Genomic DNA, 24,059 nt, shown 5'->3' with positions numbered 1-24,059 from the left:
CAATCAAAACCTTCCCCAGTATCAACACAAGAAACAGAAAATTTAACTGCTAAAACGGGACAAGAAGTAGATGCGGCTGCAAGTTCTGCCAACTTAATTCAATCAAAACCTTCTCCAGTACCAACACAAGAAACAGAAAGTTTAACGCCTAAAACAGATGGAGAAGTAGATGCGACCCCAAGTTCTGCCAACTTAATTCAATCAAAACCTTCCCCAGTATCAACACAAGAAACAGAAAATTTAACTGCTAAAACGGGACAAGAAGTAGATGCGGCTGCAAGTTCTGCCAACTTAATTCAATCAAAACCTTCCCCCGTACCAACACAAGAAACAGAAAGTTTAACTGCTAAAACGGGACAAGAAGTAGATGCGATCCCAAGTTCTACCAACTTAATCCAATCAAAACCTTCTCCCGTACCAACACAAGAAACAGAAAGTTTAACGCCTAAAACAGATGGAGAAGTAGATGCGGTTCCAACTTCTGCCAACTTAATTCAATCAAAACCTTCCCCAGTATCAACTCAAGAAACAGAAAGTTTAACGCCTAAAACAGATGGAGAAGTGGAGGCGGAACCAAGTTCTACCAACTTAATCCAATCAAAACCTTCTCCCGTACCAACTCAAGAAACAGAAAGTTTAACGCCTAAAACAGATGGAGAAGTGGAGGCGGAACCAAGTTCTACCAACTTAATCCAATCAAAACCTTCTCCCCTACCAACACAAGAAACAGAAAGTTTAACGCCTAAAACAGATGGAGAAGTAGATGCGGTTCCAACTTCTGCCAACTTAATCCAATCAAAACCTTCCCCAGTATCAACACAAGAAACAGAAAATTTAACTGCTAAAATGGGGCAAGAATTAGATGCGGCTGCAAGTTCTCCCAACTTAATTCAATCAAAACCTTCCCCAGTACCAACTCAAGAAACAGAAAGTTTAACGCCTAAAACAGATGGAGAAGTAGATGCGACCCCAAGTTCTACCGACTTAATCCAATCAAAACCTTCTCCCGTACCAACACAAGAAACAGAAAGTTTAACTGCTAAAACTGGACAAGAATTAGATGCGGCTGCAAGTTCTCCCAATTTAATCCAATCAAAACCTTCTCCCGTACCAACACAAGAAACAGAAAGTTTAACTGCTAAAACAGATGGAGAAGCGGAGGCGGAACCAATTTCTGCCAATTTAATCCAATCAAAACCTTCCCCAATACCAATTCAAGAAACAGAAGGTTTAACGGCGAAAACAGATGGAGAAGTGGAGGTGGCACCAATTTCTGCCAATTTAATTCAAGCTAAATCTTTTCCATTATCATCTCTAAAAAATACATCACCACCGCTAGAAAATTTTATAGACAATAGAGAGGATGTTAGTTTTATATTTCCTAATGCTCGCTCGGAAATATCTTCAGATATCATAAGCTCTTCGCAGACAAATCTTGTCCAGACCCGCTCAGAAATTCCAAGTCTTAACCTTGTCCAACCTTTGGGAAGTTCAAAATTCTTGGCTCCCAAATCAGAGTTATTTCTCTCTAAGTTTGTAAATCATGAGACAGATAAGCAACATACTATTTCTCAGGAAACCTCCCTCTTATCTAGTAGTTCTCCGTCCAATATTTCCAAATTACCAGAAGAAGATTTCCCCAATATTTCTCCCACACCTAATACAGAATCTCCCACCAATTCGGCAAAAGTGGAAAATATACCAAGTTCGTGGTCAAGTATATCTGAACTACTAGGTAAAAATACTAACAATGCACCAGCTAATATAGATTCTCTCAAACCATTGGGTTTCTCACAACGGCTCAACAACCCCAACAATTCGATATGGGCAAACTTAGAGAACAAATACACCAATAACAACGAAGAAAAAAATAATACATTCGATACACCGACATCATGGTCAAACATATCCGAATTATTGGGTGAAAGTTCTACCACAACACCAGACAGTATCCCGATTAAAAACGAAGCTCCGCCTGCATCCTTACCTGAACCGGAATCTTCACCTTCTTATACTTTGGCTTCTCCCCATGTGTCTGACAATTACACATTGACCACTAGGGGAGAGACTTCCCAACTAATAACAGCAGACACTGCAGGTAAAAACCGATCCATAGAAGAGGAAGAATTAGAAAAATTGGCTCAAAAAGTTTACACGCTTATGCGACAATGGCTAGAAATAGAACAAGAGCGTCAAGGCTACCAATCATTAGGTTATCCGAGTTGGCTGAGCAATATTACCTCAACCTACGGAACTTTTGCTAAAGTAAGATCAGCACCAGAGCGATCGACTCCAGGATCGCCACAAGCAGGCCCTACTGGTGAACTTTCCCCAGTTGATGATAAATTACAAAAACTGACCGGAGAAATTTATTACCTAGTTCGGCAGCGTTTAGAAATCAATCGAGAGCGTCAGGGCGGCTACTACAGCACTCGCTTGTATTAGTAATAAGACACCTACTATCAAGGATAAATTATGGCATCAGTTACAAGTTCACCCATCACATCAACCTCAAGTAAATCCGGAAATTTGGTTAAAGCCCTTTTAATATCTGATGATGGTGTGCCACAGATTGAATTTATGTTTAATCCCACGGAATTAGTTTTCGAGGGAGTTGTAGAAACCTCCGAAAGTCCCGGTGCACGTACCGAAGATAAAGGAACCCCTAAAGTTAGTTTTTCTCATGTAAAAGCTTACAAAGTTACCATCAATAAAATTTTGTTTGACACTTACGAAGATGGAGGAGATGTTGTTAAACAATATATCGAAAACTTTAGGAAATCAGTTGAATTTGTCAAAGGAAAAGAACGCCCGCCAATTTATCAATTTATGTGGGGAAAACAAGTTTATCTGCGACGCTGCTTCATTGAAAAATTGAATTATAAACTTACCATGTTTCTCCCAGATGGAACACCCGTCCGTGCTGTCATCGATAGCCTAACTTTAAAGGAAGCCGATGAACCCAACCAAAACGGACCTTTAGGTGCTAAACCTCCGGCTAAAGTAGACCGTCGAGCGGATAATTTTTTTGATAAGCGAAAATTATCAAGTAAAACGAATCGCCTTCAAAATTTAATAGATACCACATCTTTTTATAAGCTAATAAACCCAAATAAATAAAACCACTCAAAAATTATGACAGGAGTCCATTACCGCGCCCTACCGACACTAGAAATAGATGGCAAGCAAGCTCCTCCAAAGTTAATGGAAGATATTCTTCAAGTCACTGTAGAAGAAAGCCTGCATCTGCCAGGAATGTTTACCCTAGTGATTCAAAATGATTATTTTCCCGGTCGCAGCCAGGATGAACGTTGGCGCTATCACAACTTATTACAAATTGGTAAACCTGTCAAAATTGGCTTTACCTCCAGCACAACAGAATCTAAAGATTACAATCAAAGCAAGAAAAATTACGTCATAGAAGGCGAAATTACAGGAATTGAAACCTTTTTTAGCGAAAAATCTCAAGCTCCCGTAATTGTTCGTGGTTATGATGTCGGTCACCGCTTGCATCGAGGACGTTACAACCGTTCTTTTCAGAATATGACCGACAGTGACATTGTGAAGAAAATAATTCAGGAAGTTGGCATAAAGGCTGGCACTATCGATGCTAGTGGCGTGGCGCATGACTATGCTTTTCAGGAAAATCAAACCAACATGGAATTTTTGCGGCAACGAGCCGACAGAATTGGATTTGAACTATTTCTTCAAGATGGGAAACTGAACTTTCGTAAACCAAAAGCTGATAGTAAAAAATTAACCCTTACATGGTTAACAGACCTCCACAGCTTCCGCGTGCGAGTCACCAGTGCAGAGCAAGTAAAAGAAGTAGAAGTAAGAGCCTGGGATTACAAAGAAAAAAGAGCAATTATCTCCACAAAAAAACAAGAACAAGTTATAACTAAAACACAAAACGGTAAAGGTAGTGAGACCAGCAATAAGTTTAAGGGCAAGCCTCCTAAACCCAAAATGATTTTAAACTGGACGTGCTTTAACCCCAAAGAAGCCGATACCAAAGCCCAAGCTTTGTGCGACGAATTAGGAGGTCAATTTATTTATGCCGATGCCAAAGCTGAAGGAAATACCGATATTCGACCGGGGCGCATCGTCACATTAGAAGACATGGGACAGCACAGCGGCGAATACTACGTTACGGAAACTCGTCATACCTATCACGAGCGAGTATACATTACAGAATTCAGTGTGCGGGGATTGCGGGGAGGCAACCTTTTGACCGCGCTTTCTCCAGTAAATCACTTACAGCCAGGACAAACTTTTCTAGTAGGAATTGTTACTGATAACCAAGACCCGGAAGGTTGGGGTCGAGTTAAAGTTAAGTTTCCTACACTAACAGAAGAACACGCCAGCAATTGGGCTAGAGTAGTAGCAATAGGTGCGGGCAATCAGCGAGGATTTGACTGTTTGCCAGAAATTAATGACGAAGTGCTGGTGGCTTTTGAACAGGGCGATATTCATCGTCCCTATGTAATTGGTGGAGTTTGGAACGGCAAAGATGCACCGCCCAATCCCGTGGCAAATGATGTTGCTAATGGCAAAGTGCGCTTGCGGACGTTTCAAACCCGCGTCGGGCATAAGATTCAGTTTGTGGAGGAGGATAAAGGTCTTAGTCAGAAAGGAGCTTATATTGAGACAGCAGGGGGCCATAAATTACGTATTAATGACAGCCAAAAGTTTGTAGAAATTGAAACTAAGGGTGGTCATAAATTACGTTTGGATGACAGGATGCGTAGTATTACTTTGAGTTCTACGGGTAATATTGATATCAATGCCAAGGGCATCGTTACTATCACAGGTAGGTTGATTAAACTGAACTGACAGTTAAGGAGTTTTTGTATGGGTAGACCAGCAGCTAGAATTACCGATCCCGTAGCCCATCCCCTCCCACCTGTATTAACGGGAGGGCCTGGTAGCCCTAATGTATGGATAGGCAATTTACCAGCTTGGCGGGGGATTCCTTTAGCCTCAGCAGGTGCAATACTATCGGCAAAACGAATTAGCGACATAGGGATTAAAGCAGCCGAAGCCGCCACCCTAGCAGCAGCAGGAACCCCAGGATTGCCCGCAGCTAAAACGGCTGAAGAGACAACGAAAGCAACGGCTGCGACAAGCATGAGCAGTACGATTGTTAGTAGCGCTGGTAGGGCAGATATCCATAATTGCGCTACACCTTTGCCACTCCCCCCCCATGGCCCTGGGGTTGTAATCAGTGGTAGTCGTACAGTTTTGATTAACGGGCTCCCCGCCAGTCGCTTAGGAGATACAATTGTGGAAGCACTTGGACCACCGAATAAAATTTTAGCGGGCTGTCCTACCGTATTAATTGGCGGTTAATCCTAGTCCTAAAAATATCAACAGGACTTACTAGCAACCTAGAAATAGGGTTTAGCGCGTAAATCTCGGGTTCCAAAGCGACGATTTTTCAGAGAAACCGGGTTTGGGAGCGTAAGTCCCGCATCGAATCTAAAATCTGAAATTAGCAATCTGCAATTACTGGCAGTGCCTGGAGGAGTTAGGTGATGAACGAACGAGTATTAGCCAAAAATAAAACCTCGGCGACGCCACCCCAGGCTACTCAAGCAAGTTCGCCCCTATTGCATCGACGCCCGTTGACTGAGGAGCAATCTGAATCTTTGGGCAGCAATTCAAATATATCGAAGGAATTAGGAGGGATTCAACCAAAAACAATCCGTCGTAGTTTGAATTGGCAAAATATCAGTGTAGAAGCGCCCTCTCGGGGTAATGGGATGTCTTTACCAGGTGGGATTCAACGCCAACAGGAAGAACCAGGGGCAGTAATTGGTGATCGAGTTTCAGCAGATACAGCACAAAAAAGCGCACTTGAATTAAGCAATTCAACAATATCCACCGAGGCGCCAGCACAAAAGCCTTCAATCGCCCGTGCTCCGTTTAATCGGCGAAATATTCCAATAGAAGCGCCTCCTCGTTCGGCAGCTTCTAACACTTACCCAGGAGGAATTCAGCGTCTTGAAACCTCTGGCGTGAAGGAACAAGAAGAATCAACAGAATCTCTCCAGATGCAGCCAGACGAGGCAATTCAGGCTAAGTCTAGTGAAGGCGAACCACAAGAAAAAGAAGAGCCAAACAAGGAATTAGTTCAAACCAAACTAACCGTTGGCGCACCGGGGGATAAATACGAACAAGAAGCTGACAGCATGGCGGCCAAAGTCATGAGGATGCCAGACTCAGCCATAAAGCCGCCAATTCAACGTCAAACCGGGGAAGAAACAGAAGCAGTCCAAATGCAACCTCTGGTAAATTCTATCACTCCACTGGTGCAGCGATTGTCCGGGGAGCAAGAAGAAGTCCAGATGAAGTCAGGGGCCGGGCGAGCATCTGATGGGAGTTCTGTGGCTTCTGGCAGTGTAGAAAACCGACTCGCGGGTTCTAAGGGTGGGGGTAGTCCTTTACCCAATGATGTACGTAGTTTCATGGAGTCGCGCTTCGGGGCTGATTTTAGCTCAGTACGGGTGCATACCGACTCGAATGCCGTACAGATGAATAAGGAGTTGGGAGCGCAGGCGTTTGCTCATGGTAGCGATATTTACTATGGGGCGGGGAAATCTCCTGGTAAAGATGAGTTGACGGCCCATGAGTTGACTCACATCATCCAGCAGGGAGGTGCGGTTCCGACTAAATCTGTTACTGGGCATCAGAAGAAGGAAAACAAACTGCAAGCCAAAGCAGATGCTATCCAGTTGACATCTGTGGAAGCAAAGGTACAGCGGAAGGAAAATCCCCAAGCACAGCCAGCAGCAGCTAAGGTGGCACCCCAAACTCCCGCAGCCTCACCATCCGCCAAGTCAGAGAAAGGGGAACGGGCTAATACTATCGAGAAGCCTGCACCAGGTAATGGTGCTGGTGCGCCATCGACACCCGCCGGAGGTGGGGGTGCAGGTGCTGGGGCGTCATCCGGTGCGGGTGCTGGGGCGTCATCTGGTGGTGCTGCTGGCGGCGGTGGCGGCGGTGGCGGAAATTCACCCAAATCAGCTCAAAATGACCCTGGCTTCAAGGCAGTAGTAAATAGCACCAAGAGTGTCGCCGCCCAGGAAAAAAACCATCCCCCAGCCGGGAAAAAATCAGCCGAAGCGCAAGCAGCCGCAGTATCTCCAGCCAACGAGGTAGAAAGCAAAGCCCAGGACAAGCAGGTTCAGGAAATGAACCAGCAGCAGCCAGGACAATTCAATGCTGGTGCTTTCAAAGCAGCGCTGATGGAAAAAATCTCTGCTGCTACTCCGCAAACTCTCGAAGAAGCCGACAATTTCAAAGACCAAAATAAACTCGACTCGGTGAAGGGCGACTTGTCTTCCCAAGTTGGAGAGGAGAAGAAGCAAGCAGCTAACCCCATCGAAGAAAAAGCCAAGGAACAACCCGATGCTAGCGGTATTCCGCCCAAATCCGTCACCGCACTACCGCCGAAACAAGCAGGTAAAGCACCGTCTGATATCGGTGCGGATAAAGCCGCGCCTAAGCCTAAGTCGAAATCTGAAGTTTCCCTGCAAGCCGGTAGTAAATCTATCGATAAGCAGATGGCAGATGCCAATATTACAGATCGACAACTGGCGAAGTCAAACGAACCGCAATTCCAGACAGCATTAGAATCCAAGAAAACAGCCCAAACTCACGCCAATACAGCACCAAACGCCTATCGCCAGCAAGAGCAAGGGATAGTTACCCAGGCGCAAGCTCAAGCGCAGACGACAGCGCAAGCTCAATTGCAGGGAATGCACGGCGAGAGAGAGCAATTGTTGACCCAGGTAGTCGGACTTCAGACAGATACCAAAGGGCAAGACGAGCAAAAACGCTCCCAAGTCGCTAACCACATTCAAGGAATTTACAACAATACTAAACAGAAAGTCGAAACGGCACTCAGTCAACTGGATGGAGAAGTCAATCAACAGTTCGACTCCGGTGCTGCTACTGCCAAGACGCAGTTTGAGAGTTATGTTGACCAACGGATGAAGCGCTACAAGGACGATCGCTACAGTGGCTTAGCAGGTAAGGGCCAATGGGTGATAGACCTAGTTTTGCCTCTGCCTAGCGAGGTAAACGCCTTCTACGAGGAAGGCAAGGGTATGTTCCTCGCCAGCATGGGCCAAACTATCGACATAATTGCCAACAAAGTAGCCACTAAGCTGAATGCAGCGAAAGCCGAGATTGCCAAGGGTAGGCAGGAAATCCAGAAATACGTTGCTTCTTTAGACCCATCTCTGCGGCAAGTCGGACAAGAAGCGGCACAGAATATTGGGGCTAAGTTTGATGAGTTAGAGCAAAGTGTCGAGAACAAGCAAAATGAGTTGATTGACTCGCTGGCGCAGAAGTACAACGAGAATCTGCAAGTGCTGGATACCCAGATTAATGAAATGAAGGCGGAAAATCGCGGCCTCATGAACAAGGCGATGGACGCGATGGGTGGGACAATCAAAATCATCCTGGAAATGAAGAACCTGCTGATGGGCGTGTTGGCAAAAGCAGGGGGTGCAGTTGACAAGATTATCCTCGATCCAATTGGTTTTCTGGGCAATCTCGTGGGGGGTCTGAAGCAAGGCTTCCAGAACTTTCAGTCGAATAGCGAACAGCATCTCCAGAAGGGGATGGTGGGCTGGCTGACGGGCACACTGGCTTCAACAGGGGTTCAGATGCCGGAGAGTTTTGACATGAAGGGCATCTTTAGCCTGACGACGCAGGTACTGGGAACCACTTATCAGGCTATCAGACCGCGAGCTGTCAAGGCGATCGGCAAGAACGGAGAGGAGTCCGTCAGCGCTTTAGAATCTAACTTCGAGATGTTTGTAATCTTGAAGAATGAAGGAGTGGGGGGTCTGTGGCAGTTTATACAGGATAAGATTGGCGACCTGAAGTCGATGGTGATTGACACCATCAAGAGTTTCGTCATCGAGACGGTGATTAAACAGGGGATAATGTGGATTCTCAGCTTGTTGAATCCGGCTAGTGCGTTCGTCAGGGCGTGCAAGGCGATTATTGACATCATCACGTTCTTTATTCAACGGGGAAGTCAGATTGTCGAGTTAGTGAACGCGGTGATTGAGTCGGTGACGGCTATTGCTAACGGTGCAGTTGGTGGTGCGGCGAAGGCTATAGAGAATGCTATGTCTAAGGCGCTACCCGTGATCATCGGCTTTATGGCGAGTTTGTTGGGCTTGGGCGGCATTACCGGCAAGATTCAAGACATTATTAAGAGGGTAAGAGGGCCGATTGAAAAGGCGATCGATTGGGTCATTGCTCAGGCTGTGAAGTTTGCCAAGAAGATTGGCAATAAACTTGGGTTTGGGAAGAATAAGAAGAGTAATAAAGACGACGGTAATCCTGACGAACGCACCAAGGAGGAGAAGGAAGCTGACCTTGAAAAAGCTTTGAAAAAGTCAGAGCAAATAATGCGAGAAAAGGGTGCGACCCCTGATACAGTCAAAGCAAAACTGCCTGCCATTCAATCGAAGTACAAACTTACTTCACTTGAATTAGTGAAGACTAGAGATACTATATATCACGTTGAAGGCAAGGTCAACCCCGAAAATGAAACTCCTGACATAACTCTATCCGAGGCAGATGAGGATTGGGAAAAAGCCTGGAGAGCTAAGCAAGAAGAAGTACAAAGCAAAATGCAACAATTTGTTCCTAGATTCCAAGCTTTAGATCCTAATGCAGAAGTTCATGTTAAGGGAAGTTTAGCATCAGGTGTTAAGCTAAATCCCAAAAAACGTTCACCTTCTGGAGAACCTTATGTGTTTAATCCAACCGATTTCGACATAGATGCTTATGTCAAGAGTAATGCACTGTATAAGCAAGCACTGCAAAAGGGTGCTGTACTCCGTAAACCAGGAGAGATAGTAGGCTCAAAAAGTAATATACCAGGATTCAATCAAATAATCTGGGATATGCGTAAAGAACTAGCTAAAATATCGGGCAACAGAGATGTTGGAGATGAGATGTTTCGATTTAATGTTTTTATTCGTACTGATCAAAATGCCAGTTCTTCTATTGAAAGAGATCAAAAACTAGCAAAAAACATCAACCAAGATGCTTCAATAGGCAATCCTTTAATTATTAAAGACCCAAACAAGGAATAATTATTAGGGAGAATAATTCTTATGAATACCCAAGTAAATTTTCAAATAAGGATAAATGATACAGCCAATATTGAAGAGATAGGTTTACGAGTAAGCAAGGCTTTAAATTGCACTTTTACTCCATCAGAAGCTAATGAATTTGAAGGTGATGAAGCTTTAGAGACAAAAATTTTGGGAATGTGGATTACGTTAAATTACTATCCTGATTTACCAGAAGGACAGATGAGAAATTATAGATTAACAGGTGATGTTCCTGAAAATATCAAAATGCCTTGGGGTGACGAAACAATTGATATAAGTGAGTATATTTTAGGGGTTTTAACTAGAGTAGATAGTAACGAATGGTATATTCCTGATATGAACGAAAAATTAAGTGAGGCTGGGCTAGATTTGTCGGAATAAATGGGTCTTACCTGAGCAGATAAAAACCTATAATTTCCCGAATGTCTGACCCAAATTAACTCACAATTAACCAAAAGCTCTCGATCAAGATGAGTGATACTCTTGAACATTTCCAATTCCAATTAGAAGAAAGAGAGTTAACCCTACGCGACACCTGTCAATCCCCCCTAACCTTCCACACCTTAGCCCTATCCCTAACAAAACTTGACGACCAACTCATCGAGTGTCGCCTCACCTTCTCTGTCAACCCAGAACTCTACCAACGCATCGATACTCAATCGTTATTCAATCTTAAGCCAGAATTGCGCGGCGCTTTTACTGGCGGATTCCTACCCTCACCCGACATCAAAATCGAAATCAGTCTAAAACCCGACTTACTTCCGCACCTGGTAGAACACGCCGCAAATCCTAACGAAGCTGCAAACTATCTCTTCAATATAAGCACAGAAAAACCCGACGACCCCCTACTTTCGACAGAAAATTGGTTGGGGTTATCCGTCAAACAGCAACAGGAATCAGGCGAAACTGGTTACACCACCTTCTGGAATTATATTAATCCCTCTGCTGTCGCAAGTGGCGGAATTAATAGTGAAGAAGTTGGGAATGCGATCGCCAATTTCTTCAAAGAGTGGACGGAAGCAAATCTCTCGGCGATGACTCAGAAAGGCACTTCTGAAATCCTTGAGGGAATCGTCAATTTCTTTGAAGAGGTGGCTGATGCTGCTGTGGATGCGATCGCTCAATCCACCACTCCCAACGGACAAATATTTGAGGAAATAATCAATTTCTTCAAACTAGATGAATGGCCTTTTTACCAAATTGAAGGAAAACCAAATTTACAAATGGCTTTCCAAGGTGAAAATGGCAAATGGACTTGCTACGCTAGAGCTAGAGTCGAACAAGAACAATTCCTATTTTACTCTATTTGTCCGGTCAACGCACCAGATTCCAAGCGAATGGCAATAGCCGAATTTCTGACTAGAGCCAATTCTGGCACGATTATCGGCAACTTTGAACTAGATTTTACCGATGGGGAAATTCGCTACAAAACCAGCATCGATGTTCAGGGAGATTCCCTCAGTTTTGAACTAATCAAACAGTTGGTTTACGCGAACGTTACCATGATGGATCAATACTTGCCAGGAATTATGTCTGTGATCTACGGGGAGGTGGAACCGAAAGATGCGATCGCCCAAATAGAATCATAACTGATCAGGCGATGGCGGTAGCCGGCCGGAGCCATATCGCCCCAGCGTGCCCGAGGCATATCTCTCCCTCAACTAGCTACCCTGCGCGCCAAGACAGGCGATCGCACCCACTCAAATTGGTATTACAATAGGAGATTGCTGAAAATAAATCCTATGCCTGAAGACAATTATTATTATCCGCCGCAGAAAGACTACATTGGGGCGGGATTGGGATTTCCCCTGAAAGTCAACGTCCAGGGAGGCATCCAACTCAGTACGGGTACCCCCAACATCGAAGAATCGATCGTGATTATCCTACGAACAGATTTGGGGGAACGGGTATATCGACCCAACTTTGGTTCGCGCCTGTCAGAATTAGTATTTGAACCAATGAACGTTCAAACTCTGATGCTAATTCGCCTGTATGTAGAACAAGCTTTGGAAATGTGGGAACCACGGATCATTTTAAAAGAAGTACGTGCCGACCCCGACCCAATCAGGGGTAGAGTAGATATTGAGATCGTATATCAACCTAAAAATAGTCTCGATACGCGAAGTTTAGTTTATCCATTTTACTTAGCCCTCGAAGAAAAATAACTGACGTGGGGACGGGATAAGTTTTATAGTGAATAATATAACAACAACAAAATTGATATAAATTATGGACTTTGATTTTTTACCCAAATTACCGAAATCCGATCTGGATGACCGAAGTTTTGAGGATTTGGTAGAAGAATGTATACTCCGCATTCCCCGCTATTGTCCGGAATGGACAAATCATAACCCAGGCGATCCGGGAATAACTTTAATTGAACTGTTTGCTTGGTTAACCGACCAAATGTTAATGCGGTTTAATCAAGTTCCCCGGCGCAATTACGTCGCGTTTTTAGAATTGTTGGGAATTCGCCTGCAACCTCCTGCACCCGCTGAGTGCGAATTAACATTTTATCTAACTCAAGCACAACCCGAACCGATTAGAATTCCCTATGCCACCGAAGTTGCTACGGTGCGAACCGAAACTCAAGAAGCGATTATTTTTAGTACAGATGAAGAATTTGCGATCGGCAACCCTCAAATTAAACATTTTCTAACAGGATTAACAGAAGAAGAGCGACCGAACAATTTGCGACAGAGCGCGACCCGCGAGCGCTCCTCCAGCAACAACCAATGGTGGAATCTAGAAGAAACGTTGCTGTTCGAGCAATCGCTTCCCAATAACTGTTTTTATTTGATTTTACAAGAAGACATAGAAAATCCGATTACGGGAAATGTAATTGCTGTCACTTTTAGAGGACAAGTCGCTAGAAGCACCGGCATTGATCCAGATAACCCACCATTAAAATGGGAAGCTTGGAATGGTAGAAATTGGCAGTCAACAATTTTGCGAAAACCAGAAGACGATAAAACCAAAGGCTTTAGTTTTAGCGACTTAGGAGAGCAAGGCACTAATCCTTTAATTGATGGAGCAGATGTAATATTACATTTACCCCAACTATTGCCTAGCACCGATTTCGGAACGGAATACCGAGGACACTGGATACGTTGCGTTTACACTTATCCGAGAGAATTACAACCAAGTTATAGCAGTTCGCCTAGCATTTTTGGTATAAAAGTTCGAGCGATTGGCGGTGCGGTAAATGCCAGCGAATGCATTCGGATTGAAAACGAACTTTTGGGAGTCAGTGATGGCAAAGCAGGGCAACTATTTCAATTACAATCTCAACCGATTTTAAGGCGCAAACTAGGCGAATGTATTGAAGTTAAACCGATTAATAGCCCAGCCGAAACATGGGAAGAAGTTACTGATTTTGGCGCCTCTGGCCCTGACGACCTCCACTATACTATTGATGCCCAAACAGGTATGGTTCAATTTGGTCCGTTGATTCGAGAACCAGCACAATTAAAGCAGAGAACTAGAGAGCGATCGCAAATTCAACCAGGGGGCACAGTTGTACGCCGAAATTCCACAGAAGCCCGAAACTTATCTAATCTACAGCCAGACTACGCCAATGGCGCTCCTAACGAGTCATTAGAGCGACAATACGGCAAAGTTCCTCCCCCAGGTGCGGAAATTTATATGAGAGTTTACCGGACAGGAGGGGGAAGTAGGGGCAACGTGCAAGCGGAAAAATTATTGGTAATTAAACAAGCAATTCCTTACGTTAAGAGCGTTATAAATTATCAACCCGCAACAGGAGGAATTGACCCCGAATCGTTAGATGAAGCTGTGATTCGAGTGCCGCAAATATTGCGAACAAGAGAATCGGCAGTCACACCAGAAGATTTTGAAAATGTCGCTAAAACAGCAACCCGAGCTGTCGCTCGCGCTCATTGTCTTACGAATGCAATGAATACGACGCCTGGCAGAGTTACGCTATTAATTGTGCCGAAAGTTGAGACAGAAATGATTGATTTTCGGTTAGGGATGGACCCAGAACAATATTTTGTCCTCAACTCTATGTTAGAGACAGAAATTTTAGAATATATGCAAGACCGCAAACCTTTGGGAGTGCAAGTGAAGTTACAAGAACCAGAATACGTCGGGGTTAGCGTTACAACTGAAGTTATTATCGAACCTAAATATAATAATCCTCGCGTTATAGAACAGATCCGCACTCAGTTGCTGATAGCTTTATACCGCTTTCTTAATCCTCTGACTGGTGGGATTGAGGGGAAAGGTTGGGATTTAGGTCGCCCCGTATCTCGTTCCGATATCTTTGCTTTATGCCAAAAAATTCCAGGGATACGCTATTTAGGAATGGTAGAATTGTTTGAATTACGAAAATATGTTTCAGGATGGTTCCGCGAACCTGCGCCCCAAGAAATGATTAATCCAGGTTCTTTAGGTTTGATCTGTTCTTGGGCCAATCAAGAAAATAGTCGATTAATATCTGGTCATAGTATAGAGTTTTTTGATTAGGGGGGGAATGGGTTGAGTTTTGAATTGTTAATAAGTTGTGAGTTGTAAGTTTGTGAGTTGTTAATAAGTTTTAAGTAATGTCTCAATCTAATTACCGTCCTACTTTAGCGATTAAACTCGCATCCATGCAACCTCCAGAAGTAGCAGACTCGTCGGCTTTAGCAGGTTTTGGCTACAATAATGCAGAAGTGGCGATCGCCAACAACCTCCTCCTCTATCCTGGGGAACCGGGGGAAATGTTGGTACAGTTAGAGAACTTAGGCACTCATTCGCTACGATGGCGATTGGAAGTTGAAGGAGCTTTTCCTTTGAATTGGTGCCTTTGGCAGCAGGAAGAAGCCGAAGAAATTGCTGCTAATCAAAAAGTGGATAAAGCCCTCTGTTTCCGAATTCCAGAGGATTATTTTGAAAATCAGTATGCTTTAGAGGGAGGGCGCGATCGCTTAAAAATTAATTACGAAGCCCAAGTTTTTGTCTACGCTGAAGCCCAAACCGAACGGCAACTCGTTGCCTATCGAGTGTTTAACCTCTGCGTGCGTCCTTCAAGTTCCTACATAAATTTTGTCCCCACCATTTACCGCGAAGTAGATTTTATTGGACGATTTTTAACTATTTTCGAGCAGGCATTTGACCCTGCTGTCCAAACAATTGACGTTTTATGGGCTTATTTAGACCCTTTGACCGCACCGGAATCGTTACTTCCTTTTTTGGCGAATTGGGTTGCTTGGCCCATCGATCGCCGTTGGGATATTAAACAACAACGCCGTCTAATTCGTAACGCCGTAGAACTTTATCGCTGGCATGGGACGCGCCGAGCTTTGCGTTTTTATCTGCATCTTTATACAGAGTTACCATTAGACGAATCTTTAGGAGAAGCAGAAAAACACATCAGTATCGAAGAAAATTTTACTCGAGGTTTTGTGATGGGAGAAACGCTAATTGGTAGAGATTCAATGTTGGGGAGTGGGCGTCCATTTCATTTTAGTGTGCGCTTGCGTCCGGAACCCGGTAAGCAGATTGATGAACGATTAGTTAGGGATATTATCGAGCGGGAAAAACCGGCTTTTTGTACTTACGATCTTTTAATTTCTCAGGCATAGGTGTAGCGAATAGGCGACATAAACATTCCAACTGCAAACAAAGCAATTTTTAAACTACATTCCGCCCCCTTGGGGGTTGCAGAATGTGGGTTATAAAGCAATACGGTTCAGTTAAGGCTCAAACCGTGGTAAATCAGGCAGGACTTACGCAACTGTCACAAATGCTTCCATAGCCTCTCCAAAAGTTCCAAACTTTGCCCTCGGTTGGTTGATGAGGGGCGTCCCTCGCTCCCACATTCCGCATCCCAACTGTCACATGGGGTGCGGGCGGGCTGTAAATTCCGTGGGATGGTCTAGCGCGAACCGAGCGATACAGTATAAATACTTAAAAATTGCCCTGCCAGACAAAAGAACTTGTTTATTGGGCTGGAGTATTAAACCAAATCATCCTCTAGTTGCGTGGCGCAACTAGAGGATGAATCAAGACAACAAAAATACCATTGAATTGGGAACTGGACTTTAGACTAAGACAGAATAAAGAGATGCATTACGATAGATTGAATGCACTAAAAAATGAAAAATAAACAACTTGAGATTAAGGGGACTTTGTGGCGGGTTTTATCGGGCGAGAAAACCCTTTTTCGACGGTGGGATATCGAATTCTACGTCGCCGTTGTTTTCCTTTAATCCAACCAGGAGATTTGCCTCGAAGTTTAGGAGGTTGAGCTGGTGTACCTAACAAGAATAAAATGCTCCCAAAAGATTGAGCTACCCGTCCCGGAGTGAGCTTAACTTGAGATTTTTGCCAAGGCAGAGGTCGCTGTGCTACTCAGTGACGGGCCAACCATAATTGCCAAGTGACAATCAGCATGAGATCGCTCCACCGATCGCATTGAACGGGCGTACTTAACGCAGGAACTGTCCAGTGAAGACGATTCTTGGCGAAACGATACCAGCGGTCGATCGCAAATCTTCGTAAATAAAGCAACCAAACTTCACAGGCAGGAGGCATGGATAATCCCACAAATGCCCACCACATTGGCTTAGAAACCCTGGCACAACCATCAGAAAGTCGTTCCACCAGCAACACTGACATCGGATGAGAAGGGGATAAACGAAAATGCAAATTGTGCCACACCCGCACCCGTAATTGACTCAAATCTGGGTCATTCATCTCAACTTGTTGCGCGGCGGAGCTCCAAGTTGTTTTGCGGTGCAGCGATTCGGGCAGATCGACAGTGAACTTGATCGTCGGCTCTTTTTGTCAAGCAGAGTCGTGACTGATAAATTATGGATTGCCGAGCGCCAATTGCTGCACCAGTTAGAGGGATTTCTTAATGGGGCGGTGAGAGCGATTTCCTACGGGATAGCTTCGCTATGCGCGCTCATCGCCAGGTACCAGTTGCGTAAATCTTGAATTATTCAACTAGACATCTAGACGTTTAGATGATTAAACAAACGGCAGGTGATGCGGCCCGCGAAGTATCACACCTTCGAGAGAGCGCATAGGGGCAAACTCTTGCAGTGCAGCAACTGCTTGATTTTTGGGAAGATCCACCTCCTCCAATCACCTGCAACCGAGCGCTACGTTGTTATCGTTAATTAGCCGAGCTAACCCGCCCTATAACTGGTAAGATACGACATCGGTCTAAACATTCAAACATTCAAATTTTTAGACGTTTAGATGATTAAAAGGTAAAATTGATTAACTCAACGTATCGATAAACCTATGATCGTGACAATCGCCTCATTTAAGGGCGGAGTCGGAAAGACAACTACAGCGCTGCACTTGGCGACTTATCTGCAAACCAAAGCGCCCACGCTTTTGGTAGACGGCGACCTCAACCGCAGTGCTTTGGATTGGGCTGCGCGGGGTTCCCTCCCGTTCAAAGTGGTGGATGAAAAGCAAGGAGTTCGCTTTGCCAGAGATTACGAGCACATCGTGATAGACACGCCGGCCAGACCAGACCCCGACGAACTCAAAACTGTAGCCCAAGGGTGCGACTTGCTGATTTTGCCGAGTTCTCCCGATGCGATGGCTCTCACCGCGATGGTGCAAATGGTGGAAGCTTTGCATTCCCTAAAATCCAATTACCGCATTTTGCTCACCCTCATCCCACCTGCTCCTAGCAAAGTCGGGATTGAGTCTCGCAGAACGATCGAGAAAGCTCAGTTGCCGATATTTAAAGCTGAGATCAGGCGGCTGGCAGTATTCCAAAAAGCGGCCCTGACCGGGGTTCCCGTAAGTGCTGTCAAAGATGCCTACGCCAAAGCTGCTTGGGGTTGTTATGCCGCTGTCGGCAAGGAGATATTGCCGTGAGCCGCTTTGATGATTTGTTAAAGGCCAAGAAACTCAAACCCGGCGAACCTAACCTCGAACCTGCACCAACTCCGGCGTTACCCAAAAGCAAAGACCCAAACTTTGTCAGGGCCACGGTTTATTTGCCCAAACAAATGCACCGCGACCTCAAATCTGCTGCCGCACAGTCAGGTGAAGAAATCAGCGAGCTGGTTGAAAAATCGGTCGCTCAATACCTCCAGCAGCTTAGTGCCAGTAAAAACATTTAAATATTTGAACATTTGAACATTTGAATGTTTGAGCGCTGCCAGTTTTTTCTCTTATTTGCAGCAGTTACCTTTCCCGTCAATCGCTGCATTTTTGAGTTCGTGTAATGTTGGGTGCGTATGTTAGTAAGCTGGCACTGGACTCGCAAGGGAGCGGTGCAGCATGAAGAAAATACGGCAGTTGGGGGCGATCGCTCTGATTTTGGGGATGATGGCTGGCTGTAATCTGACATCAGCCCCGCCATCTTCACTGCCGCGAGTTTCTCCTAAACCAAGAGTGCAGAAGCCCACAACGCAGCCACCGATCGCTTCGGCAACCAACAACCGCAACTTACTTCTGGGCAATCCTAGCAATGCGGCTCCCAGTCTTGCCAGCACCGACAACTATTTAATGGTGAAGCCGCAGTACGTCCTCTCCTACAACAGCAAAACTCACACCGCCAACTGAGTTTCGTGGCAGCTCAATAAATCTTGGATTGGGACAGCCGACCGCCAGGACAACTTCCACCTCGACGATGCTCTCGCTGCGGCTGGGTACAAAGTGTGACCAAGCGATAACACAGAAAGCGGCTACAGCAGGAGACACATTGCACCAAGCGCAGAGCGCACCCGCAACGAAGCGAATAACCACACTACCTTTTTAACCCGCAATATGATGCCCCAAGTGCATGAACTCAATAGACGTGTCTGGGGTGACTTGCGTAAGTCCCGTTGTGATTAAAGTCAGAAAAACAGTAAAAAAAACCCCTGCACGTATGCAGGGGAAAGCGAATTACAGTTCGCTAGTCAGAAGTTGAATCGGGATGCAAAGACTTCTGCACTAACTCCATAACCGCTAACTGAATCGGTCGGTGCTTCTGCACAGGGCGGCGGCGATCGTAAATCGCCCGGAGAATCTCCGGACTATGCCCCATTCCATAAGCCAGAGAAGCAATGTCAGAGTCAGAGGCTCCATTATCCAAAAAATGAGTCGCAAAGATGTCCCGCAGCAAATGAGGAGTCAACCGCTGCCCCGTTAGACCATGAGCAGCATTACTGATATAGCTAGCCATACTGTCCTCAGCAAAAGGCGTGCCTTTGTGCCGCACAAAAACGAATTCACCTACCGGGTCGAACTGGAAGCGACCCGGCCACAAACGCCCAACCTCCTGCTCACCTGGTTTGAAAGCTGCCCCGCAAGAACGCCAACTCCCGTCCGGCATTTTATAATAGCCATAAAGCCAGGTTTCCAAATAGTCATAGAAACATCGCCCGTCAGGGAACTGCACGTTAGGAATCTCCAAATCTTGGTGTCCGTAATTCTTCCCCGTTTTGTAAGACTCTGACGTTACATCTTTGAACCAGCGGCCATCCGGTGTCCTATGCAGATAACCGCAATTGCGGTCGCGGTTGCGACCCGTAGGCAGGGGCTGGTACAAACCGTCAGGAGGCACATCTACAGGCCGCTTCACAGGACACTCAAGAGCCATTTTCAGCTCCCTTAACTCCTGCTGTCGCCGGGGAGGGCTATAGGTCAAACACCCCCAGAGCACGTAGCGCTGGAAGCTGTAAGCAATCGCCTTCAGAGACCTCCGAGAACCGCACGCCAACTTCGGTTGGCACTCCAAGCGCAGCGGTTCGACAATTAGTTCCAAAACTTGCGGCAAATCCAGCCACTTCTTATCCATATCCGCCACTGGAACGTGGTTGTTCAACTCCTTAGTTCCCAGTGACAGCCGTCCCCGCAAAACCTTCACCGCCGGCACTTCGCTGTAATCGCTAGAAGTGATTTCTTTGTGGTATTGAAACTTCGCCACCGCCAGCAGCGCACAGAGGTAATTCTTGCGAGTATGGGGGCTTTTGGCATTCCGTTTTTCAATCAAAAAGTTACAAAATTCGCAGACCCAACAATCTACATAATCCCCCGCCTTAGCAGCCATTATGGCTGCAGCTTCCTTAGAAGCCGCATACTTGAGTTCAACCGGCGGAATTAACGTACTCAAAGACAGCTCTTGCAACGGCACTCCTCGGTAGTGATGGAACCAGCCGAACAAGTGAAGGAGCAGACCAATTTGGTTGCGGCAGGCTTTCGTTTTCACCGGGTCTTCTAATCTACCCGGCCAGTGGGCGGAGGTACGAAACTTGTAGAACTGTTCAGTTTGAGCTTTTAACTTCTCTGACACTTGGTTTGACCCCAGACCGTAAGGCGGCAAAGCAGAGCGACTTGTCAGTAGCGTTTTCGCCATAATTCCATAGCCCCGACGGCGACGACCTCCGCAGCAATCAACAGGTTTCTCAGGTAAGGTATTTCCCGGCCACCAGCCTTGCTTGATGCACCAAGAAATAAGTTCCTTAAGTCGGCAGCTATAAACCTCCTTACTACTATCCGAGGGTTGCAGCAGTTCAAAGGCTTTTTCTTGAGCTTCTAAGGCAGTTGTGAATTGCTCAACGTTTATGCCTTTTTTAAAGGCCGTTGCCCTGTCTATTTCAACTCGCGTGGGCTTGCGACCTTTGAAAGGCTCCAAGCCCCATCCTGGCAAAGTGTAACGGTTAATCGCAGTTTCAGTTTGAGCGATAATTTCTTGCGCTTTCTTTTGCGGGTGCTGGCTCTGAACGTGAGTAGCATAAAGACCGAGAATATCGGTCAAAGAGAAGTTTTTTTTCATTTTTATAAGTCCTCGTAAAATGAAGGTATTCTGGTTTAGGTCTTGTGGAAGGGCTGCGAAGCTTTGAAAAGAGGCTTTCAGAAAGTAGCTCTCATTCAAATAATAGTAAAAACTACAGTAAACCATAATTTTACTGTAGTTTTTACACGGGGCGGCGGTCGGCTGTAAACCTTATATAGCAAGGCTTTGTTTCTTAAAAACCCGGTTATTTTATAAATAAATATTTGGCTACTTATAACCTCAAAAAAGGTTAAATAAGCCATAAGAGCTAACACCTCACTATGCTTAGCAAGGTAGAAGCTCGACACCACACTCCAACCAATCGGGTGACTAAAACTAGCAAAGATTAACTCTTGTTTAGTAGCTAACCTTTGCAAATTAGCCTTTTTTGGCTTTTGTACTTGATAGCCAAAATACAGTTGTGTGGTTCTGGAAATAAAAAGATTCATAGTGCAATCAGTGAAAATAAAAAAGGGCTGGATTGTCCAAAAATTTGGTTGTCGGACTAATGGTTAGTTTGAATGGGTAAATGAGCTAGTAAATGCTCCTGTGTTCTAGCAAATTGCTCAACAACTTCTGAGCGAGAAATACCGTGTATTTTGGCAAGAGAATCCAGTATGTTGACGGCTGTTGGTGTAAGGCTAAGGGTGAAAGGTCGTTTGGTTTCGTCGTACATCTCTGGGTGATTCCGCATACTTTTGTGTTTTGGTTTAGCCATGTCGAAAGCTCCTTTTTGATAATGAGCTGGTAAATGCTCCTGTCTTCTAGCAAATTGCTCAACAACTTCTGAGCGAGAAATACCGTGTATTTTGGCAAGAGAATCCAGTATGTTGACGGCTGTTGGCGTCAGACTAAGGGTGAAAGATCGTTTGGTTTCGTCGTACATCTCGGGCTGATTCCGCATACTTTTGTGTTTGGGTTTAGCCATGTCGAAAGCTCCTTTTTGATGGGGTGAACAAACTTTCAATTGAATTCGGCATAAAAATAAACAAAAAAAAAGGAGTTCGGGGGAACTCCTGTCAGGATTGGTATTTTATTCAGTTCTTGGCTGTCAAGGGTTGAAGAAGCCAACGCTCGCCAGACAAGGTTATTGTCGAAATTATAGAGAAAGTTATGAGTGCTAAGTTTGAATAGTAGTGTTTGCTTATTGTCGAGCAGCAAGTGCTGGAATTTATAAGCTTTTAGGCTACATAAAAATTATTATAGCCTTGTCAATCAAAATCAGCCACATTTTTTTTAGTTGTAAGTAATTTAGTCCTTAAGTCTCTGCTAGATTGCTTTTAGCTCTTAATAAGAGCATAGTAGTGATTGAAAACTTAATTTTGTAGTTGTAAGTGGTGTAGTCCTTAAGTCTCTGCTAGATAGCCTTTAGCTCTTAATAAGAGCATGGTAATGATTGAAAACTTAACTTTTATTTAAAGTTTGCTTTTTACCCTGTCTACTTTACGTCCAGTTTCTTCTCATAGGCAAAAACACCTGATTCCATCGCTCAGGGTGAATCCAGCCGACGTAGCCGCCATAAATTATTCTGCCATCGGCAGTGCCTAAAAAACGTGGTCAACGTCTAGGGGATTTTTCCAAACTTTAGCTTCTCTCCCACCCCGCTCGCCTCATCCTCATTAAAGCTGTTAAACTCCCCACGGGTTTTACCAACTTACCAAGTACCCATACTTTCGCCCCCAATTTCTCCGAGACCAGACCGAAAAATCGAACAGCAATATGCTGATTTATGCGAATTTATGCAAAATTATGTGTTCGCCCCTGGTTGCCTCTTCAATTCTGAAACGGAAGAGACAACCACTAACAGAAGCTATGGGCGATCAGCTTTATGAGCTAATTATTAGTTTTTATTACTAATTATTAGCTTTTATGCCTTTTCCGGTTGTTGCCGGAGAACTCACAAGCTGTTTGAACTGGGCAAATTCCACCATCCGCCGACGATCGCCAAAACATCGGTGGATGCAAGAAAGGCCCGCGTCGGTTGCCGCCGCAAAATCCTCCTCAATAGCTGAAGCTACGGCGCGAGATGGGTAGCCGTGAGCCAGTTTGATTCTATGAGCTCTGTCATGGGCGATCGAGCTGTCCCTCAAGTCGCTCGCTCGCTACCCAAGTGCGATGGGAAAGTTGCGGCAATTGATGCCTGTGCTGCCACAAAAGTCGCCACAACAGCAGGAGCAATGTGAGCAGCCGGCACAGTCTCAGATCGGGTAAAAATTAAGCCCCTTGACACCTACAATGCCCCTTTCATAAGGGTGCATTATTTTTTATCTGCACGTAAAAGTCCGGTTTGTACGGACAAAACCATTGCTTGCTACCGAGAAAGAACAGCCATAACCAGCCTCAACCAGCAAAGGCTGTCCTTGCACAAAAAAACAGCAATTTGACCGAAAAATTCAGGCATTTGCAGGATATTTTCGGGTAAATACAGGTAGAGTACAGTCCCTGCAAATGCCTGTAATCTCACTGACTTTATACTGCAAATGCCTGACTTTATACTGCAAATGCCTGACTTTAGGGCACACAGAAATGAGCTATTTTTTAGCCTTTTTAATAAAATCTAAATTGAATTAATAGTCAAGTTGCTGCATCTGGATTGAATTAATAGTCAAGTTGCTGCATCTGAATTGAATTACAGCAAGCGTATCTTTTCGCTTGGTCACTCAACTCAAAGCCTTGACGCACCTTTGCTTTCAATCTGCTTGTCACCCCGTCAACACCCCCCCATGTGGATTCCACCTGATTATTGATTCGGTACTGAGACTCAGAATCACGCCTTCAACGAATTCTTTGACTTGCTCGCTCGCAGCAGCCGCTTCTCGCGTTTAGAGGGTGTAATTTCAGGAAGTGGATAGGTGGCCACCAGTCGCTGATTTAGGCGGTCAATTCCTCCCGCAACTCCCCCACATCGGGCGGTTCCTGTTCGTACTCAGCTCTTCTTTGGAACACTATCCGCGAAGATTCTAAATTTTCAAGTTTTCGGTTTGCGGTGGCGATTGCGAGTTTCGCCTGCGATATTTGATGTTCGCGGTTGTTCATGATGCGATTGATGGCGGCTTCTCTCGACGGGGCGAGTCGCGAACAGATAAGTCTGCTGGAATTCGACAAATGTTTTCATGGGAATAACTCACTTACTTGGAGTGAAGCTGACTAAGAGCCAAGATCGATATAGAGAA

Annotated in this window: 20 protein-coding genes and 1 pseudogene; 16 read left to right on the top strand and 5 right to left on the bottom strand. The window is 45.1% G+C overall.

Annotation, left to right across the window (positions count from 1 at the left end):
* The 10 genes from NDI35_RS26510 to NDI35_RS26465 all read left to right on the top strand — a co-directional run.
* A partial coding sequence (locus NDI35_RS26510; RefSeq protein WP_445315338.1) for a hypothetical protein occupies positions 1 to 2,445 on the top strand: 2,445 nt, incomplete at its 5' end.
* A 30-nt stretch (positions 2,446 to 2,475) separates the two neighbouring features.
* Entirely contained in the window at positions 2,476 to 3,120 is a 645-nt protein-coding gene (locus tag NDI35_RS26505) for a CIS tube protein (protein WP_445315337.1), read from the top strand.
* 15 nt (positions 3,121 to 3,135) lie between these two features.
* Complete coding sequence (locus NDI35_RS26500; protein WP_445315336.1) at positions 3,136 to 4,836, top strand: VgrG-related protein; 1,701 nt, start codon at positions 3,136 to 3,138, stop codon at positions 4,834 to 4,836.
* Between the two features lie 18 nt (positions 4,837 to 4,854).
* Positions 4,855 to 5,352 carry a PAAR domain-containing protein gene (locus NDI35_RS26495; RefSeq protein WP_445315335.1) on the top strand — a complete coding sequence of 166 codons (498 nt, stop codon included), beginning with the start codon at positions 4,855 to 4,857 and terminating at the stop codon, positions 5,350 to 5,352.
* Between the two features lie 185 nt (positions 5,353 to 5,537).
* Positions 5,538 to 10,127: an eCIS core domain-containing protein gene (locus tag NDI35_RS26490; RefSeq protein ID WP_445315334.1), complete on the top strand. Its 4,590-nt coding sequence runs from the start codon at positions 5,538 to 5,540 to the stop codon at positions 10,125 to 10,127.
* Between the two features lie 21 nt (positions 10,128 to 10,148).
* Positions 10,149 to 10,529, top strand: coding sequence for a hypothetical protein (locus NDI35_RS26485; protein WP_445315333.1), 381 nt, complete (start codon positions 10,149 to 10,151; stop codon positions 10,527 to 10,529).
* An 89-nt stretch (positions 10,530 to 10,618) separates the two neighbouring features.
* Positions 10,619 to 11,737 (top strand): type III secretion system chaperone family protein, encoded by a 1,119-nt coding sequence (locus tag NDI35_RS26480; protein WP_445315332.1) that lies wholly within the window; start codon positions 10,619 to 10,621, stop codon positions 11,735 to 11,737.
* Between the two features lie 153 nt (positions 11,738 to 11,890).
* Entirely contained in the window at positions 11,891 to 12,313 is a 423-nt protein-coding gene (locus NDI35_RS26475) for a GPW/gp25 family protein (protein ID WP_445315331.1), read from the top strand.
* A gap of 64 nt (positions 12,314 to 12,377) precedes the next feature.
* Positions 12,378 to 14,636, top strand: coding sequence for a putative baseplate assembly protein (locus NDI35_RS26470; RefSeq protein WP_445315330.1), 2,259 nt, complete (start codon positions 12,378 to 12,380; stop codon positions 14,634 to 14,636).
* 77 nt (positions 14,637 to 14,713) lie between these two features.
* Positions 14,714 to 15,736 carry a phage tail protein gene (locus NDI35_RS26465; protein ID WP_445315329.1) on the top strand — a complete coding sequence of 341 codons (1,023 nt, stop codon included), beginning with the start codon at positions 14,714 to 14,716 and terminating at the stop codon, positions 15,734 to 15,736.
* A 769-nt stretch (positions 15,737 to 16,505) separates the two neighbouring features.
* Here the strand turns inward: NDI35_RS26465 and NDI35_RS26460 are convergent.
* Positions 16,506 to 16,850, bottom strand: a complete 345-nt coding sequence (locus NDI35_RS26460) for a hypothetical protein (RefSeq protein ID WP_445315328.1) — start codon at positions 16,848 to 16,850, stop codon at positions 16,506 to 16,508.
* Positions 16,851 to 17,405: 555 nt separating this feature from the next.
* On the opposite strand from NDI35_RS26460, the gene NDI35_RS26455 reads away from it, so the two are divergent.
* From NDI35_RS26455 to NDI35_RS26440, 4 genes and pseudogenes are all read left to right on the top strand, one after another.
* The gene (locus NDI35_RS26455) at positions 17,406 to 17,996 is read left to right on the top strand and encodes a nucleotide-binding protein (RefSeq protein ID WP_445315327.1); all 591 of its coding nucleotides are present in this window, start codon (positions 17,406 to 17,408) and stop codon (positions 17,994 to 17,996) included.
* Positions 17,993 to 18,244, top strand: a complete 252-nt coding sequence (locus tag NDI35_RS26450) for a ribbon-helix-helix domain-containing protein (RefSeq protein ID WP_333049748.1) — start codon at positions 17,993 to 17,995, stop codon at positions 18,242 to 18,244. The genes NDI35_RS26455 and NDI35_RS26450 overlap by 4 nt, the downstream gene beginning before the upstream one ends.
* Before the next feature lie 160 nt (positions 18,245 to 18,404).
* The gene (locus NDI35_RS26445) at positions 18,405 to 18,689 is read left to right on the top strand and encodes a hypothetical protein (protein WP_445315326.1); all 285 of its coding nucleotides are present in this window, start codon (positions 18,405 to 18,407) and stop codon (positions 18,687 to 18,689) included.
* 114 nt (positions 18,690 to 18,803) lie between these two features.
* Positions 18,804 to 18,962: pseudogene (locus tag NDI35_RS26440) on the top strand (DNA/RNA non-specific endonuclease); the annotation flags it as partial.
* Between the two features lie 61 nt (positions 18,963 to 19,023).
* Here NDI35_RS26440 and NDI35_RS26435 read toward each other — a convergent pair.
* The 3 genes from NDI35_RS26435 to NDI35_RS26425 form a co-directional block, all read right to left on the bottom strand.
* Positions 19,024 to 20,886 carry a tyrosine-type recombinase/integrase gene (locus tag NDI35_RS26435; protein ID WP_445315325.1) on the bottom strand — a complete coding sequence of 621 codons (1,863 nt, stop codon included), beginning with the start codon at positions 20,884 to 20,886 and terminating at the stop codon, positions 19,024 to 19,026.
* Between the two features lie 95 nt (positions 20,887 to 20,981).
* On the bottom strand, positions 20,982 to 21,335 hold the full coding sequence (locus NDI35_RS26430; RefSeq protein WP_445315324.1) for a hypothetical protein: 354 nt from the start codon (positions 21,333 to 21,335) through the stop codon (positions 20,982 to 20,984).
* A gap of 56 nt (positions 21,336 to 21,391) precedes the next feature.
* A complete protein-coding gene (locus NDI35_RS26425; protein ID WP_445315323.1) occupies positions 21,392 to 21,814 on the bottom strand; it encodes a hypothetical protein in 423 nt (140 codons plus the stop codon).
* A 941-nt stretch (positions 21,815 to 22,755) separates the two neighbouring features.
* Here NDI35_RS26425 and NDI35_RS26420 point away from each other — a divergent pair.
* Both NDI35_RS26420 and NDI35_RS26415 read left to right on the top strand, forming a co-directional pair.
* Positions 22,756 to 22,920 carry a hypothetical protein gene (locus NDI35_RS26420; protein WP_445315322.1) on the top strand — a complete coding sequence of 55 codons (165 nt, stop codon included), beginning with the start codon at positions 22,756 to 22,758 and terminating at the stop codon, positions 22,918 to 22,920.
* A gap of 20 nt (positions 22,921 to 22,940) precedes the next feature.
* On the top strand, positions 22,941 to 23,069 hold the full coding sequence (locus tag NDI35_RS26415) for a hypothetical protein (RefSeq protein WP_445315321.1): 129 nt from the start codon (positions 22,941 to 22,943) through the stop codon (positions 23,067 to 23,069).
* 688 nt (positions 23,070 to 23,757) lie between these two features.
* Here NDI35_RS26415 and NDI35_RS26410 read toward each other — a convergent pair.
* Complete coding sequence (locus tag NDI35_RS26410) at positions 23,758 to 23,991, bottom strand: hypothetical protein (RefSeq protein WP_333180220.1); 234 nt, start codon at positions 23,989 to 23,991, stop codon at positions 23,758 to 23,760.
* Between the last annotated feature and the right edge of the window lie 68 nt (positions 23,992 to 24,059).

It is taken from the genome of Microcoleus vaginatus FACHB-2002 (assembly GCF_040004035.1).
GTDB classification, from domain to species: domain Bacteria; phylum Cyanobacteriota; class Cyanobacteriia; order Cyanobacteriales; family Microcoleaceae; genus Microcoleus; species Microcoleus vaginatus_C.
Note: the sequence above shows the minus strand (reverse complement) of the source record. Positions and strands in the feature narration are given on the sequence as shown.